This window comes from Salinarimonas chemoclinalis, from assembly GCF_041514305.1.
In the GTDB taxonomy this organism is placed as follows: domain Bacteria; phylum Pseudomonadota; class Alphaproteobacteria; order Rhizobiales; family Beijerinckiaceae; genus Salinarimonas; species Salinarimonas chemoclinalis.
Window position 1 is genome coordinate 599,990 of sequence record NZ_JBGMWH010000002.1, and the last position, 12,032, is coordinate 612,021.

Here is a 12,032-nt window from a genome sequence, read left to right on the forward strand (position 1 = left end):
GGCCGTGGACGTCCGGGCCGCAGGACAACGTCTACGGCCGCCGGAACCGCTGATTCCCTCACCCCGCCGCGAACAAATCCCCCTCCCCCTCCCCCTCCTCGAAATCCAGCGCCTCGATCCGGCGCCCGCGCCGCCGGATCTTCTCCGTCGACGTCCGGATCCCGGCGACGTCGTCCTGGGCCTGGCGGAAGTGCTGGTCGAGCCTCGCCACGCGCTCGTCGAGCCGCACGACGTCGGCGACGAGGCGGGCGACCTCGGTCTGGATGACGCGGGCCTCCTCGCGCACGCGGGCGTCGCGGGCCAGCGACTGAACGACCTGGATCGCCAGCGCCAGCAGCGCCGGGGAGACGATGACGACGCGGGCGCGGTGGGCGCGCTCGACGAGTTCGGGGAAGTGCTCCTGGAGGTCGGCGTACAGGCTCTCCGCGGGCACGAACATCAGGGCGACGTCCTGCGTCTCGCCGGGGATCAGGTACTTGCCGGCGATGTCCTGCACGTGGCGCCCGACGTCGGCGCGCACCCGCTGCGCGGCCTTCGCGCGCGCCTCGGGCGAGGCGGCGTCGCGATGGGCGGTGAAGGCTTCGAGCGGGAACTTGGCGTCGATGACGAGGCCGCGGGCGTCGCCCGGAAGGCGCACGAGGCAATCGGGGCGCACGCCGGTGGAGAGCGTCGCCTGGAAGGCGAAGGCGCCGGCGGGCAGGCCGTCGCGGACGATCGCCTCCATCCGGCCCTGGCCCCAGGCGCCGCGGGCCTGCTTGCTGGCCAGCACCTTCTCCAGGCTGCCCACCTGGGCTGTGAGCGCGCCGAGGTTCTTCTGCGCGGCGTCGATCACGGCGAGGCGGGCGTTCAACTTCGACAGGTTCTCGGCCTGTGCCGCCGAGCCGCGCTCGATGCGCTCGGCGAGCATGCGGGCGAAGTCGCCCTGGCGCGAGCCGAACACCTCGGTGAAGGAGGTCATCCGCCCCGTCATCTCCGCCTGGCGCCGGGCGATCTCGGCCATCGTCGCGGCGAGCGCGTCGCGCTCTCGGCGCAGGCGCCGCGTCCCCAGGACGAGGTAGACGAGGCATGCGAGCGCGAAGGCGCCCGCCGCCGCGGCGAGCACCACGGGGTCGACGGACGCGAAGCGGGCGAGGAGGGTCTCGGACGTCGGCTCCATGGGCGGGAGCGTACGGGACGTTTGCGAACGAAGACTGAACGCCGACGCCTCGCCCGCCACGCGCGTCAGTCGCGCGCGTCGATGCCCAGCGGCCCCTCCACCTCGATGCGCGAATACTCGTCCCAGCGTCGGTCGACACCGGGAAGATTGCGCATGTCCTCCTCGGTGACGCCGTGGACGTAGAAGTCGTCGCCGCGGCGCGTGACGCGAGCGATCGGCAGCGCCACCGTCCGCTCGTCCAGGCCCAGCGTCCCTCCGTGGTCGAAGACCACCCAGCGCTCCCTGTCGGGCCCGAGCACGATCTTGTCGACCCGCCCGATCACCTCGCCCGAGGGCGCGTGCAGGGGCGCCCCGTCGAGGTCGGTGATGGTGAGCACGCGCCCGTCGGCCGCGCCCGGCGGCAGCCGCACGTCGTCGCCGAGAATGCGCAGAGCCTGGGAGGATCCGGAGCGTGCACCCGCCGAATCGACCGCCGGCGGGCGGTCGGGCGGGTTGCCGAGGTTCCCCTGCGCGGACGCCGGTGCGGCGAGGAGGAGGAGGAGCGCGGCGAGCGCGCCCGCGTTGGGCGCCGTCTTGGTGATGTGATGTGTCATGTAGCCCAATACCGGACGGCCGCCCGGGGTTCCGGGCGGCCGCCGTCGGCGCGATGCGCCGCTCGTCGCGCGTGGGGATCGCGCGAGGCGCGTCACTCCATCGTGCGAATCCGGATCGGCTCCGTGCCGCCGAGGACGGTGTAGCCGGCGTCGCCCTCTTCGTACTCGGCCATCTGCTCGAGCTCTTCCTCGGTCATCGAGACGAGCACGAGGCCCTCGTCGCCACGGGCGGCGAAGCGGTCCATCGGGATCGCGACGTCGTCGTCGCCGATGCCGAGGAAGCCGCCGACCTCGAGCACGATGTAGTGGGTGCCGTCGGCGCCGACGACGACCTCCTCGACCTCCCCGATCTCCTCGCCGTCGGCGCCCCACACCATGATGTCGTCGAGGTCGTCGGCGGTGGCGAAGACGGCCGAGATGCCGAGCGCTCCGGTCGTCGCGCCGGGGGCGGTGTCGATCGCCGTCTGGGCCTGGACGGGAAGCGTCGTGAGTGCGGTCGCGGCGGCGAGCGCCATGGCGGTGCCGAGCGTCGTGCGGAACATGGTCATGAAAAATCTCCATCTTCGAGGAAGCCGCGCCGGAGCGCGGTGGGGTCGGGCGGCGAACGCGCGAGTGCCGGCGAGGTTTCCGCGTCGATCACGGATGCGTGAGCCGCGTAACGGGCCATGCACTGGATGCGAAGCTGGGTTGCGGCACCGAGCGGACAGCCGCATCGAGACCCGTTCCGCTGACGACCCAGCATCGAACCGGAGGGAAACCGACCATGTCCCCGAAGACCAAGCTCGCCCTCGCCGGCACCGTCGCCGCCGCCCTCTCCCTCGCCGCCGCGCCCTCCTTCGCGCAGTCCGGCGACATGGAGAAGTGCTTCGGCGTCGCGCTCGCGGGCGAGAACGACTGCGCGGCCGGCCCCGGCACGACCTGCGCCGGCACGTCCACCGTGGACTACCAGGGCAATGCCTGGTCGCTCGTGCCGGCAGGCACCTGCGAGAGCATCGAGACGCCCCACGGCCCCGGCTCGCTCAGCGAGATCCAGCGCCCGGCGTGATGCCACCCCGACGGGGCGGCCGACGGCCGCCCCGTCCGGACCCCAGCACGGAGAGCGCGTCATGCCGACCCTGCCGCCGGACGCCGGAATCGGCTTCAAGGCCCTGCACTACGAAGCGATCGTCGAGGAGAGACCCGCCCTCGGCTTCCTCGAGGTGCACGCGGAGAACTACATGGGCGCCGGCGGGCCGGCGCATGCGCGCCTCGCACGCCTGCGGGCGGACTATGCCCTCTCGATCCACGGCGTCGGCCTCTCGATCGGCGGGCCGGGCCCGCTCGACGAGGCGCATCTCGCCCGGGTGAAGGCCCTGTGCGATCGCTACGCGCCCGAGAGCTTCTCCGAGCACCTCGCCTGGTCGAGCCACGAGGGCGCCTATCTCGACGACCTCCTGCCCCTCCCCTACACGGACGAGACGTTGGGTCTCGTCTGCGATCATGTCGACCGGGTCCAGGAGCGGCTCGGGCGGCGGATGCTGCTCGAGAACCCCTCGACCTATCTCGCCTTCGAGGCCTCGACCTTCGAGGAGACCGCCTTCCTCGCCGAGATCGCCCGACGCACCGGCTGCGGACTGCTGCTCGACGTCAACAACGTCTTCGTCTCGGCGACGAACCACGGGACGACGCCGCGGGCCTACGTCGACGCCTTTCCGCTCCATGCCGTGGGCGAGATCCACCTCGGCGGCCACGCACGGGAGGAGATCGACGGCGCGCCCTTCCTGATCGACGCCCACGGCACGCCGGTCGCCGACCCCGTCTGGGCGCTGTTCGAGGACGTGATCAGCCGCACCGGCCCGCTGCCGACGCTGGTGGAGTGGGACAACGACGTCCCCGATTTCCCGGTCCTCTACGCGGAGGCGGCCCGGGCGCGCACCCTGCTGCGGCGTCATGCGTCTCCCGATCGTCACCGCGGGGAGACCGCCCATGTCCGCGCCGGGTGAGATGGCCCGCTTCGCCGAACAGGCGCGCGCCGCGATCCTGGGGGGCGGCACCGCGCTCCCGCAGGGCCTGACCGCGCGCGACCCCGCGCAGGTGGCACGGCGCTTCGCGGTCCATCGCAACAACGTGACGGTCGCCCTCGTCGAGGCTCTGGCGACGCGCTTTCCCGTGGTGCGCCGGCTCGTCGGCGACGCCTTCTTCCGAGGCGCGGCGCGAGTCTTCGTGGCACGGAGCCCGCCGCTCTCGCCGATCATGACCTTCTACGGCGACGCCTTCCCGGATTTTCTCGCGGGCTTCCCACCCGCGGCCGCCCTGCCCTGGCTGGCCGACGTCTCCCGCCTCGAGGCGGCGCGGACCCACGCCTACCACGCCGCCGACGCGCGCCCTCTCGCGGCGGCGGACCTCGCGGCGGTGGCCGAGCGCGATCCGGAGCGATGGGGCCTCGCGCTGCATCCGGCGCTGCGCATCGTCGCCTCGGCCCATCCGATCGTCGCGATCTGGGCGATGAACCAGCCCGGCGCGACGCCGGGCCCCCTCGCCTCCCGCGACGGCGAGACGGCGCTCGTCACGCGCCCGGACCTCGACGTGCGCGTCGCTCCGGCCGAGCCCGGCGAGGCCGCGTTCCTCGCCGCCAGCGGGCGCGGGGAGAGCTATGCCGACGCCGTCGCCGCCGCGCTCGTGGCCAGCGCCGCCTTCGATCCGGCCCGGGCGCTCGCCCGCGGCCTCGCGCACGGCCTGTTCGCCGGCGTCACCCCCCTCGAGACCGAAACGGAAGAGCCGTCATGACCGCCCCGTCGCAGAACACCGTCTCGCCCGCCGCGCCCGCCGCGCCCGCTCCCGGCGGCCTCGCGAGCTTCGTCTCCCGCGCGACCGGCGCGATGGCACGCCTGCCCTGGTCGGTCCCGGCGCTGGCGCTGAGGATCTTCCCCGCCGCGGTCTTCTGGCAGTCCGGCCGCACCAAGGTCGACGGCTTCGGCCTCGCGAATTCGACGTTCTTCCTGTTCGAGCACGAATACGCCCTGCCGGTGATCGATCCCGCGCTCGCCGCGTATCTCGCCACCGCGGCGGAGCACCTCTTCCCCGTGCTGCTCGTGCTGGGGCTGGCCACGCGCGTCTCCGCGCTGGCGCTCCTCGCGATGACGATCGTCATCCAGGTCTTCGTCTATCCCGGCGCGTGGGTGACGCACGGCCTGTGGGCCGCCTGCTTCCTGGCGCTGATCGCCAAGGGTCCCGGCGCGGTCTCCCTCGACCGGCTGATCGCCCGCCGAGCGGCCGCCTGAGGACGGGTCTCAGCCCTGGCGGGCGGGGGTGCGTACGGTGAGGCCGTCGAGGTCGTCGCGCACGCGGATCTGGCAGGACAGGCGCGAACTCGGCTTCACGTCGAAGGCGAAGTCGAGCATGTCCTCCTCCATCGGCTCGGGATCGCCGACCTTCTCGCGCCAGGCGTCCTCCACGTAGACGTGGCAGGTTGCGCAGGCGCAGGCTCCCCCGCATTCGGCCTCGATACCGGGCACGCCGTTGCGGACCGCGGCCTCCATCACGGTGGACCCCGGCTCGGCCTCGACCGTGCGCGCCTCGCCCTCGACGTCGATGAAGGTGATCTTGGCCATGGGGTCTCCGGGATGGGGCTGCGGCGCCTCGCAGCGGCGGTTCGAGCCTGGGAAGTGTGCGCTCACGCGCGCGCTGTCAAGCGTGAGCGTGGCGGCTCAGCGGGGGGCCTCCGCCATTTCCGCAACGGTCCGCGCGATGGCCTCGCGGGTGAGCGCCACCGCCTCCGCCAACCCCGCGAGCTCGCCGGCGATCGCGCACCCGGCGCGCAAACCGTGCTCGCAGGCCTCGGCGCATCCCGCGACGCGCAGCGCGCCGACGCCCCGGGCGGAGCCCTTCAGGGTGTGCGCGGCGTCGACCCGCGCGCCGGGCTCGGGCGCCTGCGCGATCAGCGGCGGCAGCCGGTCGAGCTGACGCTCGAACAGGCCGAGCACCTCGCGGGCGAGATCCGCGTCGCCGAAGGTCTGCGCGTCGAGATGCGCGCGGTCGAGAAGTGGCGTGTCCACAGGCTTCGCGGGCTCCTGCGCGTGGTGTCGGCCGAGCATTCCAAGAGCCGGTAACCATAGCGTTAACGAAAACCTAAGAACGGCCCCGCGGCCGGGTTTCCTCGGACCGCGCGCGTGTCTACAGTCGCCCGCAAGATCGCGGTCGTGCGTCGATGGCCAGGAGGCGGGCCGGAGGTCGTGCGAGGCGGGCGGGCGCCTATTCCGGCGTGCGCCCTCCGCCGCGGAAGTTGCGTTATCGAGGCGGCGACATGGCGACTGAGAAGAAGCTCCAGGATCGGACCGAGGCCGCATTGTCGGCGATCGAGCAGGCGCTGAACCTGGAAAAGTCCGGGAGCGACCCCGCGCGCGCCGACGGGGCTCCGGCCGAGACGGCGGAGACCGCCCGTGAGACGCCGCACGAGCCCGCGGACGCCGAGCGCGCGCCCTCCGCCGACGAGGCGCGCATCGCCGAGGTCCGCGCGAGCTTCGCCGAGGAGTTGCGCCTTCCCGAGATCCGCGACGACGAGCTGATGCGCACCTCCGGCTCCGCCGGGGCGGCCCAGGAGCCCGCGAGCACCGCCGTCGCCGAGCCCACCGCACCGCGCGGCGAGCCCCTCGCCTTCGGCCCCGACACGTCCCGCGTGGCCAACGACGACCGCGCGCACGTCGGCGCGCTGATGCAGGCGCTCCAGGCGCGGCCCTCCCGCAAGCCCTACGCCTGGGCGGGCGCGGCCTCGCTCGCCTGGATGTTCGGCCTCGTCGCCGTCGCCGCCGCCGAGGCGGGCTTCGACGCGCTCGTGGGTCCCTGGGCGCCGGGTGAGCTCGCGGTCGCGCTCGTCCTCGTCCTCGCGCCGGTCACCTTCCTGTTCACCGCCGCGATCCTGACCGTCCGCTCGCAGGAGATGAAGCTCGTCGCCCGCTCGATCCGCGAGGTGGCGATGCGGCTCGGCCAGCCCGAGACCTTCTCCACCGACGCCGTGCAGACCGTCTCGCAGGCCGTCCGCCGCGAGGTCGCCGCCGTCGGCGACGGCATCGAGCGCGCGCTGGCCCGGGCCGGCGAGCTGGAGACGCTGGTGCGCTCCGAGATCGCGACGCTCGAGCGCGCCTATTCCGACAACGAGATCCGCATCCGCTCGCTGGTCGACGAGCTCGTTGCCCAGCGCGAGGCGATCGTGACGAACGCCGAGCGCGTGCGCGGCGCCATCGCCGGCTCGCACCAGGCCTTCTCGGCCGATCTCGAGACCGCGAGCCAGCGCATCGTCGAGGCGATCGGTGCCACGGGCGAGCGGGTCTCCGGCTCGCTCGACGCCCAGGGCGCCTCGATCACGATGGCGCTCGGCCGCGCCGGCGAGCGGGTCGTGGAGGACATCGGCCTGCGCGGCGACGAGCTCGTCGCGCGCCTCGCGGGCGCGGCCGACGACATCAAGGCCGGCGTCGCCGCGACCGGCGACGACCTCACCCGCGCCCTCGACGATCGCGCCCATGCGCTCACGGCCGGCCTCGGCGAGAGCGCGGACGCGGTCACGCGGAGCCTCTCGCTCACCGGCGAGACGGTCGTCGCGTCGCTGACCCGCCAGGGCGAGGAGATGCGCGGCGCATTCGAGCGCACCGCGCAGGCGCTGGAAGAGAGCTTCGTCGCCCGCGGCGCCGAACTCGACGCGCGACTCGCCAGGACGGGGGAGACCGTCTCCGCCGACATCGCGGCGCGGGGCGACGAGATCGGCGCGCGGCTCGAGAGCGCCGGCGCGAGCATCGCGGCCGGCGGCGACGCCGCGCGCGCGCGCATCGAGGACGCGGCGGGCGCGCTCGTCGCCTCCCTCGCCGAGCGCGGCGACGTGCTCGCCGAGCGGCTCGAGGCGACGGGAGATCGCCTCGCCGACCTCGTCGACGCGCGTGCCGGCGCCGCGACGAGCGCCATCGAGCGCGCGTCCGAGGAGGTCGCGGGCACGCTCGCGAGCCGAACGGACGCCTTCCGCACCGCCTTCGACGAGGCGGCCGCGGCGCTCTCCGCGGCGCTCGGCGACCATCGGGAGGCCTTCGGCCGCAGCGTCGCCGAGCACGAGCAGGCGCTCGCGCGCGCCCTCGAGGACGGTGCGAGCCGCACCCGCCAGGATCTCGCCGACACCGGCCGCGAGGTGGTGCGCGCGATCACCACGCAGGGCCTGCGCATCAACGAGGCGCTGCAGAAGACGGGCGAGGGCCTGAACGAGACCGTCGGCGCCCGCGGCGGCGAGCTCGACACGCTGCTCGCCGCGCGCCTCGCCGGCTTCGAGAGCGTCATCGTGGAGCGTGGCGGCGCGCTGGCCGAGCGGCTCGGGGCCACGGCCCAGGAGATCGACGGCTCGATCTCCGACAAGCTCGGCCGCCTGGAGGCGACGATCGTCGAGCGCGGCGGGGACCTCGCCGACCGCTTCGGGCGCGACGTGGAGACCTTCGCGAACGTCGTCGTCGACCGCTTCGGCGAGATCGACCGCGTCATCAACGTCCAGGGCGCGGCGCTGGCCGAGACGCTGGCGCAGAGCGCCCGGGCGGCGACCGAGACGATCGAGCAGCAGCTCTCCTCGCTCGAGGCCCGCTCCGAGAAGCGCGCGCTCGAGGTCACCGCCACCTTCGACGAGCTCGTCGCCAGGGTCGACCAGAGCCTGGGTGCGCGCTCGAGCGCGCTCAACGAAGCGCTCGTGCTGCGCACCGGCGAGATGGCCCGCGTCCTCGCCGAGGGCGGACGAGAGGTCGCCCGCTCGCTGGAGACCCGGGCCGCCGAGATCGGCGACATCGTCGCCGCCCGTTCGGCCGCGCTCTCCGAGACGCTGTCCGGCAAGGCCGCGGAGATCAACGCCGTGCTCGGCGGGCGTGCCGAGGAGATCGCGCAGACGCTCGACAGCCGCGTCGCCGATCTCGAGACCCGCGTCGTCGGCCGCCTCGAGACCGTCGCCGAGACGCTCGACGCTCGCGGCCGTGCCATCGACGAGACGCTGGAGGCCCGCGCCGACTCGCTCGCCGCGATCTACGACGCGAGCGGCAGGGCCATCGACGAGACGCTCGCCGCCCGCGGCGAGGCGCTCGCCACCCTGTTCGACACCCGCGCCCGCGAGGTCGCGCAGACCCTCGACGCCCGCACCGACGGGCTCGCCCGCGTCTTCGACGAGAAGAGTGCCCTGATCGCCAGCACGCTCGAGGCGCGCGGCCGCGAGGCGGCCGACGCGCTCGACGCCCGCACCCGCGAGGTCGCCGCCTCGCTCGGCAACCGGATGGGCGAGATCGCCTCGCTGCTCTCCGAGTCGAGCCGCTCGCTCGCCTCGGTGATCGACGAGCGCGGCGAGGCCGTGGTGGGCACGCTCAGCGCCCGCATGGGCGAGATCCGCGCGCTCTTCGACGATCGCACGGGTGCCTTCGCCACGCTGCTCGACGAGCAGGGGCGGCGCATGCTCGACACGCTCGGCACAAGGATGGAGGAGGTCACCGCCCTCCTCGACGAGCGCACCGGCTCGCTCGCCGGCCTGCTCGACGACCGCACCGCGACCTTCGCGGGCCTCGTCGAGGACCGCGGCGGCGGGCTCGTCGACGCGCTCGGCGGCAAGCTGAACGAGACCGCGACGCTCCTCGACGCGCGCTCCAAGCTGTTCGCGAGCCTGCTGGACGAGCGCGGCGAGCGGCTCGTGGCCACCCTCGGCGCCCGGGTCGGCGAGATCGAGGAGCTGCTGGCGTCCGGCGGCGAGCGTCTCGGCGCCGGGCTCGACCAGCGCGGCGAGAGTCTCATCGGCAGCCTGGAGGAGCGGATCGGCCGCGTGGAGGCCCTGTTCGACGAACGCGGCGCGCGCCTCGGCGAGGCGCTCGAGCGCAGCGGCGACGCCCTCGTCGGCGGCCTGGAGAGCCGGATCGAGCGCATGGGCACGCTCTTCGACGAGCGCGGCGCGGCGCTCGGCGTGTCCCTCGCCAAGACCGGCGAGGCCCTCGTCGGCGGGCTCGAGGCGCGCATCGGGCGCGTCGAGACCCTGTTCGCGGACGGCGAGGCGCGGCTGGGCACCACGCTCGACGAGCGCGGCGAGGCGCTGCTCGGCCAGCTCGAGACCAAGGTCGGCCGCGTCTCGGCGCTGTTCGACCGCGGCGGCGCGACCATCGCCGAGATCCTCGACAAGCGCTCGGATGCGATCATCGTGTCCATGGGCGAGAACATCGACCGCATGACCGGCGTGCTCGACGGGCGCGCCAGCGCGCTGACGCGCTCGCTCGACGAGCGCACCGGCGCCGTCGCGCACCTCATCGAGGAGCGCGGCGACGCGCTCGTGGGCGCGCTCGGGCATCGCCTCGGCGACCTCGAGGGCCTCATCGACGGCCGCGGCGGCGCGCTCGTCGCGGCGCTCGGCGCCCGCGCCGACGCCATCGGCCGCGACGTCGAGGCCCTGTCGCGCCAGCTGACCGACACGCTCGGCGCGCAGAGCCGCGACCTGCTCGACGGCCTGCGCAGCCAGGGCGCCGCGCTGGAGGAGGCGTGGGGTCGGTCCAACCAGGCACTGCGTACCAGCCTCGACGAGGGCACCCGCGAGGCGGTGACCACGCTCGTCTCGACGAACGAGCGCATCCGCACCGAACTCGGCGGCGTGCTTTTGCGCCTCCACGACGCCAACCGCGCCCTGCGCGACGTCGCGGGCGCGACGGCGGGCAGCCTCGGCGAGGTCGAGCAGGCGCTCGGCGGGCGGGCGCAGGAGATCGCGCGCCTGATTCAGGACGTCGCGAACCAGACCCGCGACGCGGCCGAGCGCGTCGAGCACCAAGTCGCCGCGCTGGGCGCGGTCTCCGGCGGCGCGATCCGCGAGGCGGGCGAGCTCGCCGTGCTGCTCGACGAGCGCGGCCGCAGCGTCTCCGATTCGACCCGCGACCAGCTCGCCGCCCTCACGGAGGCGACGGGGGCGCTCGAGCGGCTCGAGAGCCGCCTCGACGGCGCGCTCGGCGCGCGCTCGCAGACGCTGGAGGCGCTGCTGGCGCGCATCGAGGAGCGCTCGGACGAGATCGAGCGGGCGACGCGCGCCTTCTCGGGGCTTGTCGAGGGCTCGCTGGCACAGGCGGAAACCCGCGCGCGCGACATCGGCCAGGTCCTCGCCGCCACCGCGGAGAGCACGACGAAGGCGATCGACGGCGAGTTCGAGAAGATCCGCGCCGCGACCGGCGACCAGCGCACCCGCACGGCGCTCGCCATCCGCGACGCCTACGGCGAGGTGGCTGCCGACATGAACGCGGCGCTCGACGGAGCCGCCGGGCGATTCCGCGACGCGGCCGACGAGCTGCGCGCCATGACGGCGCGCATCCACGAGGAGCTGGAGAGCACGCGCGCCGAGCTGCGCCGCGGCGTGCTCGAGCTGCCGAAGGAGACGGAGGAGAACGCCGCCGCCATGCGCCGCGTCGTCTCCGACCAGATCAAGGCCCTGAACGAACTCGCCTCGCTCGTCAGCCGCTCCAACAAGGCGGTGGACACGATCTCCGCCGAGGCGGCGCAGGCGAGCGCGGCCGGGGCGCATCGCGCGGTCGCCGGCGGCGCGGCCGGCGGCACGGTGAGCGCGGCGCAGTCCACCTGGCAGACGGCGGCGGTGAGCGCCGCGGCGGCGAGTGCCGCGCCCGCCCGCCCGGCGGTCGAGCCCTTCGCCACGGCGCCCGGGCTGCGCGGCGCCGCCGGCCCGACCGGCGTGTCGAGCGGTCCGGGCGGGAACGGCCAGGCGCGTGGCGAGAAGATGTCGCTCAAGCGCGACGAGCCCGCCCCGCGCGACGCCGGGCGCGCCGGCTGGCTCTCGGATCTCCTCGAGCGCGCCTCGGAGGACGAGGCGCCGGTGCGGGCGCCCGCACCCCAGCCCGAGCGCGTCCGCGAGCCGGCGCCCCAGCCGCGACAGGACGCCCGCACGGAGGCCGCACCCCAGCGCGCCCGCGGCGGCAACGCGCTGGACAGCCTCAACTCGATCTCCGTCGACATCGCCCGGATGATCGTGCACGAGGCGGCGGTCGACTTCTGGAACCGCTACGAGCCGGGCGTCATGGCCGAGTTCGAGGCGCGGCTCTACACGCAGCAGGGCCGCCAGACCTTCGAGGAGATCCGCCGCAAGTACAGGCGCGACGCGGAATTCCGCCAGACGGTGGACCGTTACGTCGAGGAGTTCGAGCGGCTTCTCACCGAGGTCGCCCGCGACGACCGGGACCAGGTGCTGACCCGCACCTACCTGACCTCCGAGACCGGCAAGGTCTACACGATGCTCGCCCACGCGAGCGGGCGCCTGGCCTGACGGG

At 74.4% G+C, this 12,032-nt stretch carries 10 protein-coding genes; 5 read left to right on the forward strand and 5 right to left on the reverse strand.

All coding sequences use genetic code 11. The annotated features are described in order from the left end of the window. Window positions 1-58 precede the first annotated feature (58 nt). From AB9M23_RS06580 to AB9M23_RS06590, 3 genes are all read right to left on the reverse strand, one after another. A complete protein-coding gene (locus AB9M23_RS06580) occupies window positions 59-1,156 on the reverse strand; it encodes a DNA recombination protein RmuC (protein WP_372423531.1) in 1,098 nt (365 codons plus the stop codon). 65 nt (window positions 1,157-1,221) lie between these two features. Beyond that, window positions 1,222-1,749: a PRC-barrel domain-containing protein gene (locus AB9M23_RS06585; protein WP_372423532.1), complete on the reverse strand. Its 528-nt coding sequence runs from the start codon at window positions 1,747-1,749 to the stop codon at window positions 1,222-1,224. Window positions 1,750-1,841: 92 nt separating this feature from the next. Beyond that, window positions 1,842-2,297, reverse strand: coding sequence for a PRC-barrel domain-containing protein (locus tag AB9M23_RS06590; RefSeq protein WP_372423533.1), 456 nt, complete (start codon window positions 2,295-2,297; stop codon window positions 1,842-1,844). Window positions 2,298-2,512: 215 nt separating this feature from the next. Between AB9M23_RS06590 and AB9M23_RS06595 the strand changes: the two genes are divergently transcribed. The 4 genes from AB9M23_RS06595 to AB9M23_RS06610 all read left to right on the forward strand — a co-directional run bounded on the left by AB9M23_RS06595 (window position 2,513) and on the right by AB9M23_RS06610 (window position 5,009). Then, window positions 2,513-2,794: a BufA1 family periplasmic bufferin-type metallophore gene (locus tag AB9M23_RS06595; protein ID WP_372423535.1), complete on the forward strand. Its 282-nt coding sequence runs from the start codon at window positions 2,513-2,515 to the stop codon at window positions 2,792-2,794. 61 nt (window positions 2,795-2,855) lie between these two features. Then, window positions 2,856-3,731, forward strand: coding sequence for an MNIO family bufferin maturase (bufB, locus tag AB9M23_RS06600; protein WP_372423536.1), 876 nt, complete (start codon window positions 2,856-2,858; stop codon window positions 3,729-3,731). Continuing rightward, the gene (locus AB9M23_RS06605) at window positions 3,715-4,515 is read left to right on the forward strand and encodes an HvfC/BufC family peptide modification chaperone (protein WP_372423538.1); all 801 of its coding nucleotides are present in this window, start codon (window positions 3,715-3,717) and stop codon (window positions 4,513-4,515) included. Before bufB ends, AB9M23_RS06605 begins: the two co-directional genes overlap by 17 nt. Beyond that, a complete protein-coding gene (locus AB9M23_RS06610) occupies window positions 4,512-5,009 on the forward strand; it encodes a DoxX family protein (protein WP_372423540.1) in 498 nt (165 codons plus the stop codon). The genes AB9M23_RS06605 and AB9M23_RS06610 overlap by 4 nt, the downstream gene beginning before the upstream one ends. A 9-nt stretch (window positions 5,010-5,018) precedes the next feature. Here AB9M23_RS06610 and AB9M23_RS06615 read toward each other — a convergent pair whose 3' ends face one another. Together AB9M23_RS06615 and AB9M23_RS06620 are read right to left on the reverse strand one after the other, a co-directional pair. Beyond that, entirely contained in the window at window positions 5,019-5,339 is a 321-nt protein-coding gene (locus AB9M23_RS06615) for a 2Fe-2S iron-sulfur cluster-binding protein (RefSeq protein WP_372423542.1), read from the reverse strand. A gap of 96 nt (window positions 5,340-5,435) precedes the next feature. Further along, on the reverse strand, window positions 5,436-5,822 hold the full coding sequence (locus AB9M23_RS06620) for an Hpt domain-containing protein (protein WP_372423544.1): 387 nt from the start codon (window positions 5,820-5,822) through the stop codon (window positions 5,436-5,438). A gap of 209 nt (window positions 5,823-6,031) precedes the next feature. On the opposite strand from AB9M23_RS06620, the gene AB9M23_RS06625 reads away from it, so the two are divergent. Then, the gene (locus AB9M23_RS06625; RefSeq protein ID WP_372423546.1) at window positions 6,032-12,028 is read left to right on the forward strand and encodes an apolipoprotein A-IV repeat region-like domain-containing protein; all 5,997 of its coding nucleotides are present in this window, start codon (window positions 6,032-6,034) and stop codon (window positions 12,026-12,028) included. Window positions 12,029-12,032 lie beyond the last annotated feature (4 nt).